Genomic DNA, 21046 nt, shown 5'->3' on the forward strand with positions numbered 1-21046 from the left:
CGGCGGGAGCTGTGGGGCTGAGGGGTGGGTGGTGGCGGGGCCGGGGCTGGACGGGACCGGTCCGGATGGGTGTACGTTCGGCCGCGTGATCGTCGTCGCCGGAGAAGCCCTCATCGACCTCGTCCCCGAGCGCCCCGGCGACCGGCTGGGTCCCCTGTCGCCCCGGCTCGGGGGCGGCCCGTACAACACGGCGGTGGCCCTCGGGCGGCTCGGCGCCGAGGCCGCGTTCTGCTCCCGGGTGTCGACGGACGGCTTCGGCGAGGCCCTGCTCGACGGCCTGCGCGCCGCCGGTGTCGACACCTCCCTGGTCCAGCGCGGCCCCGAGCCGACGACGCTGGCGGTGGCGGCGGTCGGGGCGGACGGGGCCGCCGGATACGGCTTCTACGCCTCCGGCACCGCGGACCGCCTCTTCGAGCTGCCGCCCGAACTCCCCTCCGGTGTACGGGCGCTGGCGCTCGGCACGTGCTCGCTGGTCCTGGAGCCCGGGGCGAGCGCGTACGAGGCGTTGCTTCGGCGGGAGTCGGGGCGGGGCGTGTTCACCCTGCTCGACCCGAACGTCCGCCCCGGCCTGGTCCCGGACGCGGACGCCTACCGGGCCCGCTTCCGCTCCTGGCTGCCGTACGTGTCCCTCCTGAAGCTGTCCGAGGAGGACGCGGCGTGGCTGGGCGGCGGGGTTCAGGAGTGGCTGGCGGCGGGGCCGGAGGCGGTGGTACTGACGCGGGGCGCGGCGGGGATGACCGTGTGGACCCGGTCCGGCGAGGAGGTCTCCGTCCCGGGCGAGCGGGTCGAGGTGGTCGACACGATCGGGGCGGGCGACACGGTGAACGCGGCGCTGCTGCATGCGGTGGCGGGGCGGGGTCCGCTGCCCGCGTCCGCGTGGTCCGCCGCGCTCGCGTACGCGGCCCACGCGGCGGCCCTGACCTGCGCGAAGCGGGGCGCACAGCCGCCACACGCCGAGTCCCTGAGAACCCCCACCCCGCCCGTTCCCTAAACCCTCCGGGGGTGGGTGGGGGCTGAGGTGGTTCTCCCGGGGGCTACGCCCCCGGACCCCCGAGCGGGGCTACGCCCCTGCACCCGCTTGCGGGGCCTGCGGCCCCTGCACCCCGCTCCCGGGGGCCTTCTCGCCCCCGATACCCCCGCCGGGGCTGTGCCCCGGACCTCCGTTCGTCTGCGGGCCGTATGTGGCTGGTCGCGCAGTTCCCCGCGCCCCTGAAGGGGCGGGGCCTGCGGCCCCTGCCCCGCTCCTCGCACACCGGAGGGGCTGGAGGTGCCTTAAGGGGCGCGGGGAACTGCGCGACCAGCCCCCACCGGGCCCGCAGACAAACACGGGATCCGGGGCACAGCCCCCGCGGGAGCCGGGCCCGCAGCCGGAGAACCGGGGCCCCGGGGGCCGAAACCCCCGGGACCAAGGGGCTCAGGCCTTCCGGGCCCGGGATGCCGTCTTCTTGGCCGGGGCCTTGGCCACCGCCTTCTTCGCCGGCGCCCGCTTCGCCGCCCTCCGCACAGGAGCCGACTCCGCGTCGCTGATCCGGTCCGCGCCCAGAATGTCGCGCAGGAACTTCCCCGTGTGGCTCGCGGCCACCGACGCGACCTGCTCCGGCGTGCCCTCGGCGATCACCAGGCCACCGCCGCTGCCGCCCTCGGGGCCCATGTCCACGACCCAGTCCGCCGTCTTGATGACATCGAGGTTGTGCTCGATGACGATCACCGAGTTCCCCTTGTCGACGAGTCCCGACAAGACCTTGATCAGCTTCGAGATGTCCTCGAAGTGGAGGCCGGTCGTCGGCTCGTCCAGGACGTACACCGTCCGCCCCGTCGACCGCTTCTGCAGCTCCGACGCGAGCTTCACGCGCTGCGCCTCGCCGCCCGACAGCGTCGGGGCCGACTGGCCGAGCCGGACGTAGCCGAGCCCCACCTCGTTCAGCGTCCGCAGGTGACGGGCGATCGTCGGCACCGCCTCGAAGAAGTCCAGCGCCTCCTCGATCGGCATGTCGAGGACCTCGGCGATGGACTTGCCCTTGTAGTGGACCTCCAGCGTCTCCCGGTTGTAGCGCGCCCCGTGGCAGACCTCGCACGGCACGTACACGTCCGGAAGGAAGTTCATCTCGATCTTGATCGTGCCGTCGCCCGAGCAGTTCTCGCAGCGGCCACCCTTGACGTTGAAGGAGAACCGGCCCGGGAGGTACCCCCGCACCTTCGCCTCCATCGTCTCGGCGAACAGCTTGCGCACGTTGTCGAAGACGCCCGTGTACGTCGCCGGGTTCGACCGCGGCGTACGGCCGATCGGCGACTGGTCGACGTGGACGACCTTGTCGACCAGGTCGTCGCCCTCCACGCGCGTGTGCCGCCCGGGCACCGCCCGCGCGCCGTTCAGCTCGCGCGCCAGGTGCGTGTAGAGGATGTCGTTGACCAGGGTCGACTTTCCGGAGCCGGAGACACCGGTAACCGCGGTCAGCACGCCGAGCGGGAACGAGACGTCGATGTCCCGGAGGTTGTTCTCCTTGGCCCCGTGCACGGTGAGCTGGCGCGAGGGGTCCGCGGGGCGCCGTAGGTCCGGCAGCGGGATGGACTTCTTGCCCGACAGATACTGCCCCGTCATCGACTCCTTGTTGGCGAGGAGCTGCTTCAACGGGCCGCTGTGGACGACCTTTCCGCCGTGCTCACCGGCGCCCGGGCCGATGTCGACGACCCAGTCGGCCACCTTGATGGTGTCCTCGTCGTGCTCGACGACGATGAGCGTGTTGCCCATGTCGCGCAGGCGGACCAGCGTCTCGATCAACCGGTGGTTGTCCCGCTGGTGCAGACCGATCGACGGCTCGTCCAGCACGTACAGCACGCCGACCAGGCCCGAGCCGATCTGGGTGGCGAGGCGGATGCGCTGGGCTTCGCCGCCCGACAGCGTCCCGGCGGCGCGGTTGAGCGAGAGGTAGTCGAGGCCGACGTCGACGAGGAAGCGCAGCCGCTCGTTGACCTCCTTCAGGACCCGCTCGGCGATCTTCTTGTCGCGCGCGTTGAGCTTGAGCTCGCCGAGGAAGTCGGCGCAGTCGCTGATCGACATCGCGGAGACCTCGGCGATGGAGCGGTCCATCACGGTGACCGCGAGGACCAGCGGCTTCAGTCGCGAGCCCTCACAGGTCGGGCAGTGGACCTCGCGCATATAGCCCTCGAAGCGCTCGCGCGCCCCGTCGGACTCCGCCTCCGAGTGACGCCGCTTGACGAACGGCACGGCGCCCTCGAAGGAGGTCGTGTACGCGCGCTCCCGCCCGTACCGGTTCCGGTAGCGCACCTCGATCTGCGTCTTGTGGCCGTACAGCAGCGCCTTCTTGGCGCGCTGCGGCAGTCCCGCCCAGGGGATGTCCGTACGGAAGCCGAGCTCTTCGGCGAGCGCGCCGACCAGGCGGGCGAAGTAGTCCTTGGTGTGGCCGAGCGACCACGGGGAGACCGCGCCCTCGTCGAGGGACTTCTCCTCGTCCGGGATGATCAGCTCGGGGTCGACCTCCATGCGCGTACCGATGCCCGTGCAGTCGGGGCAGGCGCCGAAGGGCGAGTTGAAGGAGAAGGAGCGCGGCTCCAGCTCCTCGAAGGACAGGTCGTCGTACGGGCAGTACAGATGCTCCGAGTACATCCGCTCGCGCTCGGGGTCGTCGGCGGCCAGGTCGACGAAGTCGAGCACCACCATGCCGCCGGACAGGCCGAGCGCGGTCTCCACCGAGTCGGTGAGGCGGCGCTTGGCGGAGTCCTTCACGGTGAGGCGGTCGATGACCACCTCGATGGTGTGCTTCTCCTGCTTCTTGAGCTTGGGCGGCTCGGAGAGCTGGATCGTCTCGCCGTCCACGCGCGCGCGGCTGTAGCCCTTGGTCTGGAGGTCGGCGAAGAGGTCGACGAACTCGCCCTTGCGCTCGCGCACCAGCGGCGAGAGCACCTGGAAGCGGCTGCCCTCGGGGAGTTCGAGCACCTTGTCGACGATGGCCTGCGGCGACTGGCGGGTGATCGGCCGGCGGCACTCGGGGCAGTGCGGCTTGCCGATGCGCGCGAAGAGCAGACGCAGGTAGTCGTAGACCTCGGTGATGGTGCCGACCGTCGAGCGCGGGTTGCGCGAGGTCGACTTCTGGTCGATGGAGACCGCGGGCGACAGACCTTCAATGAAGTCGACGTCCGGCTTGTCCATCTGGCCGAGGAACTGGCGGGCGTACGAGGAGAGCGACTCGACGTAACGGCGCTGCCCCTCGGCGAAGATCGTGTCGAACGCGAGGGACGACTTGCCCGACCCCGAGAGCCCGGTGAAGACGATGAGGGAGTCGCGCGGGAGGTCGAGCGAGACGTTCTTGAGATTGTGCTCGCGCGCGCCACGGACGATGAGACGGTCGGCCACGCCGGTCCGCACCTTTCTTGAAGAGAAGCAGGGGGCTGAGCCCCCGTCTCAGACTATGGGGGGCCGCCAGGGCGATGGATCGTTTTACAGCCAAGGATGCCTGATGCCACTGACGAGCCTATAGCACGCGCATTCGATTTACGGACTCGTCCAAGCGGCTTCACCCGAATGAGTGGCGGGACTATCGTCGGCGCCATGATTGATCATGCGCACGACCTGGCATCTGTACGGGAAGCCACCGACCGGCTGCTCACCGCAGCCGCCGAACTGGACAACGCGGCAGTCGCCGAGCCGTCACGGCTGCCGGGCTGGAGCCGCGGGCACGTGCTCGCCCATGTCGCCCGCAACGCGGACGCGCTCGTCAACGTGCTCGCCGGCCGCCCCATGTACGAGAGCGCCGAGGCCCGGGACGCCGACATCGCGCGCGACGCGGCGCGCCCGCTCGACGCCCACCTCGCCGACCTGCGCGAGAGCGCGGCCCGCTTCCAGGAGGAGGGCGCCCGGCCCGCCGACTGGACCCGCACGGTCGAGCTCCGCAACGGCGTCCTCGACCAGGCCGCCCGCATCCCCTTCCGGCGGCTGATCGAGGTCGAGCTGCACCACGTCGACCTGGGGGTCGGCTACGACCTTGAGGACCTGCCGGACGAGTTCGTCCGGCGCGAGATCCAGTTCCTGGCCGACCGCTTCTCGGGGAGCGCCTCGGTTCCGCCGGTCACCCTCACCGGCAACAACGGCCACACCCTGCGCACCGGCGGCACCGAGGGCACCCCGGTGACCGTCGGCGGCCCGGCATGGGACCTGCTGGGCTGGCTCGCGGGCCGCAGGGACGGCGCCGCCCTGGAGGCCTCGGGCGGCCCGCTGCCCGCCCTGCCGCCCCTGTAGGCCCGGCGTTACGCTGAGCCCATGACGTACAGCGGCACGGTGAAGGTCGGCGGTCCGGCGGATGTCCACGAGCTCGGGGATCTGATGATCTCCAAGGTCGCGGTCGGCCCGATGGACAACAACGCGTATTTGCTGCGCTGCCGGGCCACCGGCGAGCAGCTGCTGATCGACGCGGCGGCCGAGCCCTCGACCCTCCTGACGCTGATCGGTGACGACGGCATCAAGTCCGTCGTCACCACCCACCGTCACGGCGACCACTGGCAGGCGCTCGCCGAGGTCGTCGCCGCCACCGGCGCGACGACCTACGCGGGCCGCTACGACGCCGAGGGGATCCCCGTGCCGACCGACGTCCCCGTCGAAGACGGGGACACGATCCGCGTCGGCCGGGTCGAGCTGACCGCCCGCCGCCTGGTCGGCCACACCCCGGGCTCGATCGCGCTGTTCTACGACGACCCGCACGGCCACCCGCACCTGTTCACCGGCGACTGCCTGTTCCCGGGCGGGGTCGGCAACACCCACAAGGACCCGCAGGCCTTCGCCAGCCTCATCCACGACGTGGAGACCAAGCTCTTCGCGGTCCTGCCGGACGAGACCTGGGTCTACCCGGGCCACGGCAACGACACCACGCTCGGCGAGGAACGCCCCAAGCTGCCGGAGTGGCACGCGCGCGGCTGGTAGCCCCATCGGGCCGAGCGCTCGTTCACGGCGCGGGCGTGCTTCCGCACGCCCCCCGTAACCGCCCGTAAGCACGGGTAGTTGGCGCGGCATGCGCTTCTCCCCCGCCTCTCCCCCCACACACGCACCACCGTCGATGACCCGGCTCGCCGCCGCCTCGCTCGCCGGGACGGCGGTCGAGTTCTACGACTTCTTTGTGTACGGGACGGCCGCCGCGCTCGTCCTGGGCCCGCTCTTCTTCCCGACGTTCTCCCCGCTCGCCGGCACCTTGGCCGCTTTCGGCACCTTCGGGATCGGGTTCATCGCCCGTCCGCTCGGTTCTGTCGTCTTCGGTCATATCGGTGACCGGTACGGACGACGACCGGTGCTGTTCCTCTCGCTGCTCCTGACCGGTCTCGCCACGGTCGCCATCGGCTGTGTGCCCTCGTACGCGACGATCGGGGCCGCCGCCCCCGTCCTGCTGCTCGTGCTGCGCTTCCTTCAGGGGCTCGGGCTCGGCGGCGAGTGGGGCGGGGCGGTGCTGCTCACCGTGGAACACGCGCCCGCGCGGCGCCGCGCCCTGTGGTCGTCCATTCCGCAGATGGGCCCGTCCCTGGGGTTCCTGCTGGCCAACGGCGTGATGCTGGCGCTGTCGGCGGGGCTGACGGACGCCGAGTTCCGGGCGTGGGGGTGGCGGATCCCGTTCTGGGGGGCGGGGCTGCTCGCGGCGGGCGGGCTGCTGCTGCGCTCCTCCCTCACCGAGACCCCGCAGTTCCAGGAGCTCGGCGAACGCGCCCGGCTGCCGCTGGCGGAGGTGCTCCGCGACCACTGGCGGCTGGTGCTGCTGACGGCGGGGGCGCTGTCGGTCGGGTACGCCGTCTTCTACGCGGTGACCACCTGGGCCCTGGCGTACGCCACCGAGCGCCTCGGCGTGAGCCGTACGGTCATGCTCGTCTGCGTCATGGCCGCCGTCGCCGTCAAGGGCGCGCTGACCCCGGTCTCGGCCATGCTCGCCGACCGCTACGGGCGGCGGCCGCTCTGTCTGGCGGGGTGCACGGCCTGCGCGCTGTGGATGTTCCCGACGGTCGCGCTGCTCCAGACCGGCGAACCGCTGCTGATGTTCGCCGGGATCCTGGGTGCGCTGCTCGCGTTCATCACCATGTTCGCGGTGATCGCGGCCTATCTGCCGGAGCTCTACGAGCCCCGGGTGCGCTGCACGGGCGCGGCCGTCGGCTACAACCTGGGCGGGGTGCTGGGCGGCGCGCTGACCCCGCTCGTGGCGACCGCGCTGGCACGGGGCGAGGGGCCGCCGTGGGGCGTGGCGGCCTATCTGACCGGGGTCGCGCTGCTGAGCCTCGGCTGTTTCGCTCTCCTGCCGGAGACCCGGCCGGTGCCCGAGCCGGCGGAGACCGGCCCGGAGGCGGCACCCGCCTGACCGCCTGGGGCGCCCGCCGGATCCGGCGGGCGCCGGGCGCTACAGGGACTCCGACTCCGCCACGTCGCAGTCCGTGAAGGCGGGCGGTCGCGTCGACAGCGCCGCGAGCTGCTTGGCGAGCTCGGTCGTCTCCGGCGCGTCGCTGTTGGCCATCGCGTCCTCGTACGAGTCGAACTCGACCACGGCCAGATAGCGGTTCGGATTGGCCCGGTCGCGCAGCAGGGTGCGGTGCGAGGGGCCGAGCTTGCGGCCCTCCGCCCGGGCCCTCTCCTCGTACTGGCGGATGAGCTCGCGCATCTCGTCCGCACGCTCGGTCTCGAAGTCGATGATCTGCGCGAACTTCATGGGGTCCTCCTGGTCCGCGGCGCCCCCGCGGACCGGGAGCTCTCCCCGTCCAAGCAAGCACCGGCCGACGGGCACGGCAACTCCGCGCCCGGCCGACCGGTGCGCGCGCCGGTGCGGTTGCACCGCGCGCCCCCGGGGGTCAGACCCCGACGCTCTTCTTCTCGGACTCCTCGGCCGCCGTCTGCTTCTTGGCGGCCATCAGGCTGGTGATCGTGGTGACGACCAGCACGCCGCAGATGACAGCGAGCGAGACGGGGATGGAGATCTCGGGGACGTCCACCCCGTTCTCGTGCAGGGCGTGCAGCACCAGCTTCACACCGATGAAGCCGAGGATCACCGAGAGGCCGTAGCTGAGGTGGACCAGCTTCTTGAGCAGTCCGCCGATGAGGAAGTACAGCTGGCGCAGGCCCATCAGCGCGAAGGCGTTGGCGGTGAAGACGATGTACGGGTCCTGGGTCAGGCCGAAGATCGCGGGGATCGAGTCCATCGCGAACAGCACGTCGGTCATGCCGATGGCGAGCATGACGACGAGCAGCGGCGTCATGACCTTCTTGCCGTGCTCCTGGATGAAGAGCTTGGTGCCGTGGTACCGGTCGGCGACACCGAACCGCTTCTCGATGGTCTTGAGGAGGCGGTTCTCCTCGAACTCCTCTTCCTCGTCGTCGGAGCGTGCCTCCTGGATGAGCTTCCAGGCGGTGTAGATCAGGAAGGCGCCGAAGAGGTAGAAGACCCAGGAGAAGCTGGCGATGATGGCGGCGCCGGCCGCGATGAATATCGCCCGCAGCACCAGGGCTATCAGCACACCGAAGAGCAGCACGCGCTGCTGGAGGTGGGTCGGCACCGAGAACTTCGCCATGATCAGGATGAAGACGAAGAGGTTGTCGACGGAGAGCGACTTCTCGGTGATGAAGCCCGCGAAGAACTCGCCGGACGCCTTGCTGTCGCCGAAGACCAGCAGGCCGACGCCGAAGAGCGCGGCGAGCACGATCCAGACGACCGTCCAGATTCCGGCTTCCTTGACCGACACGTCATGGGGTTTGCGCCCGATGAAGAAGTCGGCCGCGATCAGGGCGCACAGACCGAGAATGGTCAGCACCCAAAGGGTCAGGGAAACGTCCACAGTGCCTCCGGCTTCGTACCGCTACAGATCAGCGTCGTCGCTGCCGGAGGTCTCCTCCACCCGGGCACATCACGTGCCGTGGGCCGACGCCCCGGAACCGGTCACTTCGGTCCGTACTGACGGGAACGCCGCAGTCGGGAGTACTCCCCTCCGCACCAAGAACCCTACCCCAATCACCAAGAGAAGGTAAAGGGGAGGGTAAAGGATAGCCAAGTCCGTGAATGGGTAAGGGAGTACGGCCGGGCGCGCGCCGGATCGCGCGCGCCCGGCCGGAGGTCAGCGCGGCGAGGCGCGCCGCGCGTCCGCGACCTGGCCGAGCACCTGCCCCAGGATCGCGCTGCCGGACGGGACCAGTGGCGGCTCGTACGTCCACGCGTGCCCCACCCACGGATCGGCGAGATGATCGTCCGGGACCGGTGTGAGCCGCAGCAGCGAGCGCCACAGCGGTTGCAGCACCGGCCCGTACGCGCTGGCGTCCTCGCGGTCCGCGACCATCAGCAGATGGACCCCGACCGACGGGCCCTCGTCCGCGAGATAGCGCAGCTGGTTGACCGCGCGGTCGTCGAAACCGTGCGGGAAGTCATTGACGATCAGGAGCTGCTCGGCGGTGTCCATACCGGGCGGCAGCGCGTCCGCCCCGGCGCCGCCTCGCGCGGCCATCTGGAGCAGGTCGACGCGCTGGGTGAGCCGGGCGAGCACGGCCGCCACTCCCTGGGCACCGGCCGCGGGCGGCTCACCGAGCACCCCCGCCCCCGTGAGGGGCGCGAACGCCCCGGCCGCCGACCCTGCCGGGTCCACGACGTGCACGGCGAACTCGTGCGCCGGGTACACCGCGAGCAGCCGGGCCGCCAGCGCCACCGCGGTCTCCACGGCGAGCCGCTTGACCTGCTCGGCGTCCATGAAGGCGGCGGCCTCGGAGGCCGAACGCCCGGAGTCGATCCACAGCCCGCGCTCCAGCGGCAGCCGCACCAGCATCGGAATCCGCAGCTCCGGCCGCTCCGGCAGCCGCAGGTCCCCGACGCGCAGGGCCATCGGGATCTCCATCGGCACCCGGTAGGCGTGCCAGACGGGGTTGTCCCAGCGGGCGTAGGCGGGCGGCAGGGCGGGCTCGACGACCCCGGACTCGGCGGTCAGCTGCGCGAGGTCCCGGTCGAAGGCCTCGCGCGCGCGCTCGACCAGCTGCTCGCGCCGGGCCGAGGCCTCCTCGCGGGCCCGGTCGCCGGTGGAGCCGATCCGGCTGCGCGGATCCGCGAGGGCCCGGTCGAGCTCCTGCTCCATCCGCGAGTCCGCGAAGTCGACGGCGCTGCGGTACGAGGCGGTGGTGCGGGCCAGGTCCTCGAACATGCCCCACACCTGGTTGTAGAGCCGCTCGTCCATGGACCAGCCGGTGGCGTCGCCCGCCACGGGGGACGGCGGCTCGCCGGGGGCGCCGGGCGGCGCGGTGGGAGGCGGCGGCGGAGGCGCGCTGGTCGTGCGGCGCGGGTGCGCGTAGTCGATCGGCCCGCCGTCCGTCAGGGGCTGCTGGGCGGCCTCCGGCGGGGGTGCGGCGCCCGCCGGACCGGCGTCGCTCCCGCCCGTGCCGGGCGCGCCGGCCCGTACCCGTGCCTCGTCGGACGTACGGGGCGGGGGCGCCGCGACCGAGCGGGAGGCGCCCAGGGCGACCGCGTCCAGGATGACGGCGGCGAGCTCACGGGCCTGCGGCAGGCCCTGGTCGACCAGCATGTCGGCGAGGCCGCCCGCGTAGCCCTGGCCGATCGCGCGGACCTTCCAGGCGCCGCCTCGCAGATAGAGCTCCAGCGCGACGACCGCCGACTCCGCGTCCAGGCCGGTGATCGTGTAGCTGGCGACCTCGCTGCCGTCGAGGCCGGTGACGGCCACGAAGGGCGCGGCGACGGCGGCGAACCGGCTCGGGCCCGCCGCCCCGGGCGGCAGCGCGAGCAGCACGCTCACCCGGTGCACGTCCTGCGGCAGCGCCTCCAGGTCCACGGCGAGGCGGTGGTCGGCGGCGGCCTGCCGGGAGACCTCCAGGCCCGGCAGCGTGGGCGTGCCGGGGTGGGCCACCCACTCCGTACCGCGCACCGTGCCGCTCTCGTCTCCCAGAGTGGCGCCGGCGACGATCGGTGTGCCGGCCGACACCCGGATCTCCAGTCGGGTCCGGGGCAGGGGATGGTTCTGTCCCCGTACCAGCTCGGCCGTCATCGCTCTGTCCCCTCGTCGAGTTGCCGGTGGTGCACGGTGGTGCGGGGCAGCTCCCGGCGGCCTGGCCTCCGGGAGCTGCGGTTACGGCCGTGATGGCCGGTGGTGCCTGCGTACGGCCGCGTCTACAGATGCGGCAGGATCGCCGGCATCAGGTCCTGGAAGGTGCGGCCGTTGGACGGGTTGCCGATGGCGGTCATCTGCCAGCCCGTGCCCGCGCGGTGCACCTTGGCCATGATCTGCGCCGTGTACTGACCGCCGCCGTCCAGCGTGTAGCGCGCCAGCTCCTGGCCGTTGCTCTCGTCGACGATGCGGCAGAACGCGTTCTGCACTTCCTGGAACGTCTGGCCGGTGAACGAGTTCACCGTGAAGACGATCTGGTCGATGTGGACCGGGACGCGCTGGAGGTCGACGAGGATCGACTCGTCGTCGCCGCCCTGGCCCGCGCCGCCCACCAGGTTGTCGCCGGTGTGCCGGACCGAGCCGTCGTCACTGACGAGGTGGCGGAAGAACACCACGTCCACCGGCTGCTTGTCGGCGAAGAGCACCGCCGAGGCGTCCAGGTCGATCTCCCGGGTGCGCGAGCCGAACAGGCCGCGGCGCGGCGCCGCCTGCCAACCGAGCCCCATCCGCACCGCGGTCAGGGTGCCGCCACCCTGCTTCTCCAGGCTGATGGCCTGGCCCTTGGTCAGATTGACCGTCACGCGCTGTCCCCTCTCCGCATTTCTTACGTTCTCGGCCCGACCCTACGCAGTGGCGCGATGTGCGCCACCGCGCAGGGCGGATTTGTGTCGGTCTTGCAACACAGCGAGTGGCGGACCGTCAGGCCTGACCCGCCTCCCGCATCTGCCGCAACTCCTTCTTCAGCTCCCCGACTTCGTCGCGCAATCTGGCGGCGATCTCGAACTGCAACTCGGCGGCGGCGGCCCGCATTCGGTCGGTCATCTCCTCGATCTGCTCGGCGAGTTCGGCGGCCGGGCGGTCGGTGAGGACCTCGCCGCCCTTGCCCGCCTTCGCCTTCGACTTCGCCGCCTTGCCACCGAGCGCGGGGACCGGCGCCTTGGCGCCCTTGCCGTCCTTCGCCTTGCGGTAGCCGGAGCCGAGCAGCTGCTCGGTGTCGACCTCCTCGCGCGCGATGGTCGCGACGATGTCGTTGATCTTCTTCCGCAGCGGCTGCGGGTCGATGCCGCGCTCCTTGTTGTACGCGACCTGCTTCTCCCGGCGGCGGTTGGTCTCCTCGATGGCCTTCTCCATCGACGGGGTGATCCTGTCGGCGTACATGTGGACCTGGCCGGAGACGTTGCGCGCCGCGCGGCCGATGGTCTGGATCAGCGAGGTGCCCGAGCGGAGGAAGCCCTCCTTGTCGGCGTCGAGGATCGCGACCAGCGACACCTCGGGCAGGTCCAGGCCCTCGCGGAGCAGGTTGATGCCGACCAGCACGTCGAACTCGCCCGCCCGCAGCTCCCGCAGCAGCTCGACGCGGCGCAGCGTGTCGACGTCGCTGTGCAGGTACCGCACCTGGATGCCCATCTCCAGGAAGTAGTCGGTCAGGTCCTCGGCCATCTTCTTGGTGAGGGTGGTGACCAGGACGCGCTCGTCCTTCTCGGTGCGCTTGCGGATCTCGTGCACCAGGTCGTCGATCTGCCCCTCGGTGGGCTTGACCACGACCTCCGGGTCGACCAGGCCGGTGGGGCGGATGATCTGCTCCACGAAGCCGTCGCCGCGCGACAGCTCGTACTTGCCGGGCGTCGCCGAGAGGTAGACGGTCTGGTCGACGCGACCCAGGAACTCCTCCCACTTCAGCGGCCGGTTGTCCATCGCGGAGGGCAGCCGGAAGCCGTGGTCGACCAGGGTGCGCTTGCGGGAGGCGTCCCCCTCGTACATCGCGCCGATCTGGGGGACGGTCACGTGCGACTCGTCGAGGACGAGCAGGAAGTCGTCCGGGAAGTAGTCGAGCAGCGTGTTGGGCGCGGTGCCGGGGTCGCGGCCGTCGAAGTGCATCGAGTAGTTCTCGACGCCCGAGCAGCTGCCGATCTGGCGCAGCATCTCGATGTCGTACGTGGTGCGCATCCGCAGCCGCTGGGCCTCCAGGAGCTTGCCCTGCTTGTCCAGCTCGGCCAGGCGCTGCTCCAGCTCCTGCTCGATGCCGGTGACCGCCTTCTCCATGCGCTCCGGCCCTGCCACGTAGTGGCTGGCGGGGAAGACGTAGAGCTCCCGGTCCTCGCTGATGATCTCGCCGGTGAGCGGGTGGAGCGTGGACAGCGCCTCGATCTCGTCGCCGAACATCTCGATCCGGACGGCCAGCTCCTCGTAGACCGGGAAGATCTCGATGGTGTCACCGCGCACCCGGAACGTGCCGCGCGAGAAGGCCACGTCGTTGCGCGTGTACTGGATGTCGACGAAGCGGCGCAGCAGCTGGTCGCGGTCGATCTCCTCGCCGACCTTCAGCGGCACCATCCGGTCGACGTACTCCTGCGGCGTGCCCAGGCCGTAGATGCACGAGACGGAGGCCACGACGATCACGTCGCGGCGGGTCAGCAGCGAGTTCGTCGCCGAGTGGCGCAGCCGCTCGACCTCCTCGTTGATCGAGGAGTCCTTCTCGATGTACGTGTCCGACTGCGGGACGTACGCCTCGGGCTGGTAGTAGTCGTAGTACGACACGAAGTACTCGACGGCGTTGTTGGGCAGGAGCTCGCGGAACTCGTTCGCCAGCTGGGCCGCCAGCGTCTTGTTCGGCGCCATGACGAGCGTGGGGCGCTGGAGCTTCTCGATCATCCAGGCAGTCGTCGCCGACTTTCCGGTGCCGGTCGCGCCCAGCAGGACGACATCCTTCTCACCTGCACGGATGCGCCGCTCCAGCTCGGCGATGGCCGCCGGCTGGTCGCCGCTGGGCTGGTAGGGGCTGACGACCTCGAAAGGCGCCACCGTACGTTCGATCTTGGAAACGGGCCGCATGGAACCACCGTACGACCCCCCACTGACAGTCGGGCGCGATCGGCCCGGACGCGGGCTCGCCCGGCCCCCGGGTCACCAGTCGTGCGGCGACGAAGAGCCCTCGCCCGGCCGGTGCGGGGCGGCCCACTCGGTCCGGTCCGGGAACGAGGGCAGATGGCGGGGGACGGGCGCCGGGCGGGGCGGCCGCTTCTCCCACTCGGGCTTGCCCATCACCACGAGCGGGTCGAACATCACGACGACGCCCGCGAGCACCAGGAACGCGACCGGGCCGATGAGCATCGGCGCGAGCACGGTGGCGGAGGAGTCCCCGGCGGCGGTGCCCGCTCCGTCGTGCAGATGGACGCTGAGCGCGGCCATCCCCGTGTAGTGCATGCCGCTCACGGCGAGGCCCATGACGACGCTGGCGCCGAGGCTGGCCAGGAAGCCGTTGACCGAGACGGCCGCCCAGAGGGCGGCGGTGGCCGCGACGACCGCGATCACCACGGAGAGGCTGACGGTGAGGGTGTTGTACGCGAACTCGCCGTGCAGTCGAATTCCGGCCATCCCGAGGTAGTGCATCGACGCCACGCCGAGCCCGGTGATGGTCCCGCCGGTGACCAGGGCCAGGGGTGTGGCCCCCCGGTAGCCGACGATGAAGATGCCGATGCCGACCATGACGACGGCCAGGCCCAGGCTGGCGAACGTGATCGGCCGGTCGTAGCTCAGCACCTCCTGGCGGACCGTGAAGCCCATCATCGCGATGAAGTGCATGGTCCATATGCCGGAGCCTATGGAGGTGGCGCCGAGCGCCAGCCAGAGCGCTCTGAAGGGCCGGTCGGCCCGCAGTGACCTGGCCGTGCAGCGCAGCCCGAGCGCACCGCCCAGACAGGCCATGAGGAACGCCACGACTGGCGTGACGAGGCCATAGGTGAAGCCGTCGACCGTCCCGTGCATATGCGTGTGCCCTTCACCCCGTACCGACTACCGACTGAAGAGGCCGACTGCTGTCGCGGAGGCCCTGGTTCGGGGCGACATTAAGGCTCGCCGAGCGACAGGCAAACATTTTCACGCCAATTTGTCGACACCCCGGACCCGGGGGGTCCGTTTCCGGCGGTTCGGAGAGCGTGGCCGGGCCCGTCCGATGGGCGGCGACCGGCCCTCCGGTGACCGGACGGACCGGCGCCCTCGGCCGGCCCGCGGGCGTTGTCAGTGGCGGGTCGTACGGTGGCGACATGAACAGCGACGAGCAGTTCGAGCGGGCCTCGCGGGGGCCGGAGCGGGTGGTGTGGGCGGTCGTCGGCAGCGACATCGGCCCCCTGCTGCTCGCCGCGACCGACCAGGGGCTGGTGAACGTGGCCTTCCACGCCCGGGAGGCGGTCCGGGACAGGGCGCTGCGCGGCCTGGCGGCCCGGCTGGGGGCCGAGCCGGTCCCGGCCGGCCCCGGCGGGACGGGCCCGCTGGCCGAGCCCATACGCCAGCTGGAGGCGTACTTCGCGGGTGACCTGCGCGCGTTCGAGCTGCCGCTGGACTGGTCGCTGTCCTCCGGGTTCAACCGCCAGGTGCTCCGCGAGCTGGAGGCGACCGTTCCATACGGGACGGTGGTGGGGTACGGCGACCTCGCCGACCGGGTCGGCCAGCCCCGGGCGGCGCAGGCGGTGGGCGCCGCGATGGGGTCCAACCCGCTGCCGGTCGTGGTGCCCTGCCACCGGGTGGTGGAGAGCGACGGCGGGCTCGGCGGGTTCGGCGGCGGCCTGGAGACCAAGCGGCAGCTGCTCGCCCTGGAAGGGGTGCTTCCGCAGCCTCTGTTCTGAGCGCTCCAGGCCGGGCCGGGCACCGCGAAGGCACTGGGGGGGGTGCTAGAGGCTGATGTGGTACGCCTTGCGCAGCGTCTCGTGCACGGTCCACGTCGTCCGGTCGCCCTCGCGCAGCACGCACGCGTCGCCGGGGCCGAGCTCCAGGGTGTCGCCGCCCGCCACCTCGACGGTCGCGCGCCCGCTGACCACCACGAAGAGCTCATTGGCCTCGGTGTCGGTCACCACGCCGGGAGTGATCTGCCAGATGCCGCGCACCTGCTTGCCGTCGGGCGACTCCCAGAGCACCTTGCCGGTGACCTCGGGGGAGCCCGAGACGATCTGGCCGGGGTCCAGGGGCTCCGGCTCCAGCTCGGCGTCCGGGATGTGGACAACGAACGAGGCCGGTGCGGCCGCGACAACGGAAGGGGTCTCGATGTGATCATTGGTCGTCATGGCGCGCCAATCTAGCCATGTCCTTCGACGTCCTCGACGCCGCCTCTGGCCGGAACCGCCGACCGGGAGCAGACTCCCCGTGAGTGGGTCGCGGGGGCGGGCCCCGTAGGCCTCGCGGCCGCCGCCTCCGCGCGCCTCGCACAGGTGATCGCAGGAGAGACGTTTACACGGTGCGCGGGCGCGCCAGGGATGGTGCATGTCCTACGACGACGTACTCAAGGTGTCCGAAGAGGTGCGCGACGCCCTCGCCGAGGGCCGTCCCGTGGTCGCTCTGGAGTCCACGATCATCGCGCACGGACTGCCGCGCCCGCGCAATCTGCGGGTGGCGACGGAGCTGGAGGAGCTGGTACGGGCCGGGGGCGCCGTCCCCGCCACGATCGCGGTCCTGGACGGGCGGCCCTATGCCGGCCTGGACAAGGACCAGTTGGAGCGGGTCGCGGGCGGCGGGCTGCGCAAGCTCGGCCACCGCGATCTGCCGATGGCGCTGGCCACGGGCGCGAGCGGGGCCACCACCGTCTCCGCGACCGCGTATCTGGCCCACTGGGCGGACATCCGCGTCTTCGCCACCGGCGGGCTCGGCGGCGTCCACCGAGGCTGGACCGAGACCCAGGACGAGTCGGCGGACCTGCGGCTCCTCGCCCGGACGCCGGTCGCGGTGGTGTGCGCGGGGGTGAAGTCGATCCTCGACGTACCGGCGACGCTGCAACGGCTGGAGACACTGGGCATCGGGGTGGTCGGCTACGGAACGGACCGCTTCCCGGGGTTCTATCTGGCCGACTCCGGCGAGCCGGTCGACTGGACGGTGCGGACCCCCGAGGAGGCCGCCGACGTACTGCGGTCCCATGACGCGATCGGCCCCGACTCGGCGCTGATCGTGGCCAATCCGGTGCCGGAGGCCGAACAGCTCGATCCCGAACTGCACGACCGGGTGCTGGCCCAGGCCCTGGCCGCGTGCCGGGAGCAGGGGATCACGGGCCAGGCCGTCACCCCGTTCCTGCTCGACCATCTGGTGCGGCACACCGGCGGGGCCTCCCTGAAGGCGAACGTGGCGGCGGTGCGCGGCAACGTACGGCTCGCGGCGGCGATCGCGGCGGCGCTGTGACCGATGCGCCCGCCGGGACGGGGCAGGGCGCGGCGGCCCCCGGCGGCGGCGCGCCCCGCGGCCTCCTGGTCGTCGGGGACGTGGTGACCGACGTCGTCGCCCGGCACCGGGGGCCGCTGGCGCCCGCCACGGACACGGCGGCCGAGATCCGTACGGTCCCGGGCGGAGCAGGAGCCAACGCGGCCTGCTGGGCCGCCCGTTCGGGCTGCGCGGACGTACGCGTCCTGGGCCGGGTCGGGAGCGACGCGCTGGCCTGGCACAAGCGCCGGCTGCGGCGCGCGGGCGTACGGCCGCTGCTGATCCCGGACCCGGCGGCGCCCACCGCCACCGTCGTCTCGCTGGTCGACACCGCGACCGCCGAGCGCACCTTCCTCACCGACAGCGGCGCCGTGCTGCGCATATCCCCCGCCGACTGGAACCCCGCGTTCCTGGACGGCGTCGGCCGGCTGCACCTCTCCGGCTATCTGTTCTTCGCCGACACGAGCCGCGAACTGGCCCTCACCGCCTGCCGGTCGGCGCTGGACGCCGGGATTCCGGTGAGCCTGGACCCCGCGTCGGCGGGGTTCCTGGCCGAGCTGGGCGTCGAGCGGTTCCTGGCGGCGGCCAAGGGCGTGGAGGTGCTGCTGCCCAACGCCGACGAGGCGCGGCTGCTCACCGGGCTAGCCGAACCGGCGGGAGCCGCCGCGGAGTTGAGCCGTAGGTTCCCGCTGGTCGCGGTCACGCTCGGGGCGGCCGGGGCGCTGGTGGCGGTGGCCGGCGAGGTCGTCGCCCGGGTGGCGGCCCCGCCGCCGGACGCGGCCGCCGTCGACTCGACGGGCGCGGGCGACGCCTTCACCGGCGGCTTCCTCGCCGCCCTCCTCGCGGGCGCGGGCCCGGCCGAGGCGGCGGCGGCCGGCTGCCGGGCGGGCGCGGAGGCGGTGACGGTAGTGGGCGGACGGCCGCCCGTACCCGACTGATCGCCCGTACCCGACCGATCCGCTAGCGGGCCGTGCCGTTCCATGCCGGATGCCTGGGGTCGTCGGCGCGCACGACCACGTCGGCGGCCTCGGCGGGCCGCACCTCCTCCTCGTACCGCTCGAACGCGGACAGCGTCCACCGGGCGCCGTCCTCCGTGCGCCGCCGCAGCGCGCCCGGCGAGAGACGAACGTGGACGGTGAGGTCGAAGGGGAACCAGCGCCCCAGGAGCAACGGCCCGTGCACCAGCAGCACTCCTCCCTTCGGGAGGAGCCGGTACTCGCTCCGGGTCGCTCGGTCCGTCACCGGGTCCCAGAGGTCGGGCAGCACCCGACCGCTGCCCCCGGCCTCCAGCGGATCGAACACCTCCCGCCAGAGCGCGGCGGTGTCGAACCAGCCGTCGAAGTACGTGTCCGGGTCCTCGCGGCCGTACTCGTAGCGCAGCGAGGCGGGCCGCAGGAAGCCCTCCGTGGACAGGGCGAGCACCGACCGCCCCCGTACGCGCAGCGCCTCGGCGAGCGACTGCGCCAGCTCACCGGGACGGGCCGCGGGCGCCCCGTCGACGCCGACGCGCAGCCAGGGGACGTCGCCCTCGGCCTGCGCGTCCACGGCCCGTTCCGCCAGGGCCTCGGTCAGCCGTTCCCATGTGATCGCTTCGAGTCGCACGCCTCCATGATGCGGGCTGCTCCGACGGGTGCGGCTGCGGCCCCGGAGTGCACAGAGACGTTGCGTACGGCCATGCCGTACGGCGGGCGGTCACTCGCCCCGCAGTGCCGCCGCGACGGGCCCCTCGCCCGTCACCTCGATCCGCCCGGTCTTGACGCCCTCCTCGACCGTCAGCGTGCCTTCCGCGAGCGCGCGGCAGGTGTCGGCGTCCATGGCGAGCCGGGCGTCGGCGTCCGGCGCCGACCCGTCCCCGTACACCGCGCCGCCGTCGCCCTCGTCCCCGCCGGTCCGGACGTGGAACTCGCCCTCGTCCAGGCGTACGTCGAGGACCGCCGGGGCGTACGGCAGGCGCCGCAGCAGGGGGATCAGCGGGATCGCGAACCAGTGCGCGCGCACTGCGTCGGTGGGCCGCCGCTCGGCGAGTTCCGGCGCGCCCCACGCCGCGAGGGCGGTCAGTACGGGCAGCAACTCTCGTCCGCGCGGGGTCAGTTCGTACACCGTCGCGGCCGCGGGCGGGGGCAGCTTGCGGCGGGTCGCCAGCTCCTCGCGCTCCATGTCCTTGAGCCGGGAGGCGAGCACGTCCGTGGAGACGCCCGGCAGATCTGCGTGCAGATCTGTATAACGACGCGGTCCGGCGAGGAGTTCCCGGACGATCAGCAGCGTCCACCGGTCCCCGACGGCGTCGAGGGCGCGGGCAGCGGCGCAGTACTGGTCGTAACTTCGACGGCGTGGCTGACGTGGCATACAACGCAGTCTAGACAACATGTTGGACTTTCCAAGCTCTAACTTGGTAAAACCAAGTGACGCAGAACAGGCGAGTCACGCCAGAGGGACCAGAGGGATCTGGGCAACGCGGGAGGGCCACGGCATGGAGTTCCGGCAGTCGAGCAAGCTGAGCGAGGTCTGTTACGAGATCCGCGGCCCGGTGATCGAGCACGCCAACGCGCTGGAGGAGGCGGGCCACAGCGTGCTGCGCCTGAACACCGGCAACCCGGCGCTCTTCGGCTTCGAGGCGCCGGAGGAGATCCTCCAGGACATGATCCGGATGCTCCCGCAGGCCCACGGCTACACGGATTCGCGCGGCATCCTCTCGGCCCGCCGCGCCGTCGCCCAGCGTTACCAGGCGATGGGCCTGCCGGACGTCTCCGTCGACGACGTCTTCCTCGGCAACGGTGTCTCCGAGCTGGTCTCCATGGCTGTGCAGGCACTGCTCGAAGACGGCGACGAAGTCCTCATCCCCGCGCCCGACTTCCCCCTCTGGACCGCCGTCACCACGCTCGCCGGCGGAAAGGCCGTCCACTACATCTGCGACGAGTCGGCCGACTGGTACCCCGACCTCGACGACATGGCGTCGAAGATCACCGACCGCACCAGGGCCGTCGTCATCATCAACCCCAACAACCCCACGGGCGCGGTGTATCCGAAGGAGATCCTGGAGGGCATCCTCGATCTGGCCCGCCGCCACCAGCTGATGGTGTTCGCGGACGAGATCTACGACCAGATCGTCTACGACGACGCCGTCGCCCACACCGCCGCCGCGCTCGCCCCCGACCTGGTCGTCCTCACCTTCAGCGGGCTGTCGAAGACGTACCGCGTGGCCGGATTCCGCTCCGGCTGGCTGGTCGTCAGCGGCCCCCAGCAGCACGCCAAGAACTATCTGGAGGGGCTGACCATGCTCGCCTCCATGCGACTGTGCCCCAACGCGCCCGCCCAATACGCCATCCAGGCCGCGCTCGGCGGGCGCCAGTCCATCAAGGAGCTGACCGCGCCGGGCGGGCGGCTGTACGAGCAGCGCAACCGGGCCTGGGAGAAGCTGAACGAGATCCCGGGCGTGTCCTGCGTGAAGCCGAAGGGCGCGCTGTACGCGTTCCCCCGGATCGACCCCAAGGTTCACCCGATCGAAGACGACGAGCGGTTCGTACTTGACCTGCTGCTGCGCGAGAAGATCCAGGTGGTCCAGGGCACGGGCTTCAACTGGCCGCGCCCGGACCACTTCCGGATCCTGACGCTGCCGCACGCGGACGACCTGGACGCGGCGATCAGCCGGATCGGGCGGTTCTTGAGCGGGTACCGGCAGTAGTCCGGAACCGGGTGTGCAGTCCGGGCGCCCCAGGTCCGTAGCCCGCGCACGCGGTTTACC

General features: G+C 71.8%; 18 protein-coding genes. 8 read left to right on the forward strand and 10 right to left on the reverse strand.

The annotated features are described in order from the left end of the window. Positions 1–85 precede the first annotated feature (85 nt). A complete protein-coding gene (locus tag OG965_RS12410; RefSeq protein ID WP_371652048.1) occupies positions 86–991 on the forward strand; it encodes a carbohydrate kinase in 906 nt (301 codons plus the stop codon). Between the two features lie 423 nt (positions 992–1414). On the opposite strand, the gene uvrA is transcribed toward OG965_RS12410, so the two are convergent. Then, positions 1415–4372 carry an excinuclease ABC subunit UvrA gene (uvrA, locus tag OG965_RS12415; RefSeq protein WP_371652049.1) on the reverse strand — a complete coding sequence of 986 codons (2958 nt, stop codon included), beginning with the start codon at positions 4370–4372 and terminating at the stop codon, positions 1415–1417. 195 nt (positions 4373–4567) lie between these two features. Here uvrA and OG965_RS12420 point away from each other — a divergent pair, with 195 nt between their 5' ends. The 3 genes from OG965_RS12420 (at position 4568) to OG965_RS12430 (ending at position 7343) form a co-directional block, all read left to right on the forward strand. Next, positions 4568–5254, forward strand: coding sequence for a maleylpyruvate isomerase family mycothiol-dependent enzyme (locus OG965_RS12420; RefSeq protein WP_371652050.1), 687 nt, complete (start codon positions 4568–4570; stop codon positions 5252–5254). Positions 5255–5275: 21 nt separating this feature from the next. Next, on the forward strand, positions 5276–5932 hold the full coding sequence (locus OG965_RS12425; protein WP_371652052.1) for an MBL fold metallo-hydrolase: 657 nt from the start codon (positions 5276–5278) through the stop codon (positions 5930–5932). 133 nt (positions 5933–6065) lie between these two features. Next, positions 6066–7343, forward strand: a complete 1278-nt coding sequence (locus OG965_RS12430) for an MFS transporter (protein ID WP_371652054.1) — start codon at positions 6066–6068, stop codon at positions 7341–7343. Between the two features lie 39 nt (positions 7344–7382). On the opposite strand, the gene OG965_RS12435 is transcribed toward OG965_RS12430, so the two are convergent. The 6 genes from OG965_RS12435 to OG965_RS12460 all read right to left on the reverse strand — a co-directional run bounded on the left by OG965_RS12435 (position 7383) and on the right by OG965_RS12460 (position 14892). Further along, positions 7383–7688: a hypothetical protein gene (locus OG965_RS12435; RefSeq protein ID WP_371652055.1), complete on the reverse strand. Its 306-nt coding sequence runs from the start codon at positions 7686–7688 to the stop codon at positions 7383–7385. 139 nt (positions 7689–7827) lie between these two features. After that, on the reverse strand, positions 7828–8808 hold the full coding sequence (locus OG965_RS12440) for a TerC family protein (protein WP_371652056.1): 981 nt from the start codon (positions 8806–8808) through the stop codon (positions 7828–7830). Positions 8809–9084: 276 nt separating this feature from the next. Beyond that, on the reverse strand, positions 9085–11007 hold the full coding sequence (locus OG965_RS12445) for a TerD family protein (RefSeq protein WP_371652058.1): 1923 nt from the start codon (positions 11005–11007) through the stop codon (positions 9085–9087). A 122-nt stretch (positions 11008–11129) separates the two neighbouring features. Beyond that, the gene (locus tag OG965_RS12450; protein ID WP_067157856.1) at positions 11130–11708 is read right to left on the reverse strand and encodes a TerD family protein; all 579 of its coding nucleotides are present in this window, start codon (positions 11706–11708) and stop codon (positions 11130–11132) included. Between the two features lie 118 nt (positions 11709–11826). Then, a complete protein-coding gene (uvrB, locus tag OG965_RS12455) occupies positions 11827–13959 on the reverse strand; it encodes an excinuclease ABC subunit UvrB (protein ID WP_371652060.1) in 2133 nt (710 codons plus the stop codon). A 72-nt stretch (positions 13960–14031) separates the two neighbouring features. Next, positions 14032–14892, reverse strand: a complete 861-nt coding sequence (locus OG965_RS12460) for an MHYT domain-containing protein (protein ID WP_371652061.1) — start codon at positions 14890–14892, stop codon at positions 14032–14034. A 278-nt stretch (positions 14893–15170) separates the two neighbouring features. Here OG965_RS12460 and OG965_RS12465 point away from each other — a divergent pair, with 278 nt between their 5' ends. After that, positions 15171–15749 (forward strand): methylated-DNA--[protein]-cysteine S-methyltransferase, encoded by a 579-nt coding sequence (locus OG965_RS12465; protein ID WP_371652062.1) that lies wholly within the window; start codon positions 15171–15173, stop codon positions 15747–15749. Positions 15750–15794: 45 nt separating this feature from the next. Here the strand turns inward: OG965_RS12465 and OG965_RS12470 are convergent, their stop codons facing one another. After that, entirely contained in the window at positions 15795–16184 is a 390-nt protein-coding gene (locus OG965_RS12470) for a cupin domain-containing protein (protein ID WP_371652063.1), read from the reverse strand. Positions 16185–16380: 196 nt separating this feature from the next. Here OG965_RS12470 and OG965_RS12475 point away from each other — a divergent pair, with 196 nt between their 5' ends. Beyond that, the gene (locus tag OG965_RS12475) at positions 16381–17286 is read left to right on the forward strand and encodes a pseudouridine-5'-phosphate glycosidase (protein ID WP_371652064.1); all 906 of its coding nucleotides are present in this window, start codon (positions 16381–16383) and stop codon (positions 17284–17286) included. Then, on the forward strand, positions 17283–18242 hold the full coding sequence (locus OG965_RS12480; protein WP_371652065.1) for a carbohydrate kinase family protein: 960 nt from the start codon (positions 17283–17285) through the stop codon (positions 18240–18242). Before OG965_RS12475 ends, OG965_RS12480 begins: the two co-directional genes overlap by 4 nt. Before the next feature lie 22 nt (positions 18243–18264). Here OG965_RS12480 and OG965_RS12485 read toward each other — a convergent pair whose 3' ends face one another. Together OG965_RS12485 and OG965_RS12490 are read right to left on the reverse strand one after the other, a co-directional pair. Continuing rightward, on the reverse strand, positions 18265–18906 hold the full coding sequence (locus OG965_RS12485) for a uridine kinase (RefSeq protein ID WP_371652066.1): 642 nt from the start codon (positions 18904–18906) through the stop codon (positions 18265–18267). Between the two features lie 90 nt (positions 18907–18996). After that, positions 18997–19650 (reverse strand): winged helix-turn-helix transcriptional regulator, encoded by a 654-nt coding sequence (locus tag OG965_RS12490; protein ID WP_371652068.1) that lies wholly within the window; start codon positions 19648–19650, stop codon positions 18997–18999. Positions 19651–19774: 124 nt separating this feature from the next. Here OG965_RS12490 and OG965_RS12495 point away from each other — a divergent pair, with 124 nt between their 5' ends. Next, positions 19775–20986: a pyridoxal phosphate-dependent aminotransferase gene (locus tag OG965_RS12495; protein WP_371652069.1), complete on the forward strand. Its 1212-nt coding sequence runs from the start codon at positions 19775–19777 to the stop codon at positions 20984–20986. Positions 20987–21046: the final 60 nt, after the last annotated feature.

Origin of the sequence: Streptomyces sp. NBC_00224, from assembly GCF_041435195.1 — a bacterium.
Lineage (GTDB): Bacteria > Actinomycetota > Actinomycetes > Streptomycetales > Streptomycetaceae > Streptomyces.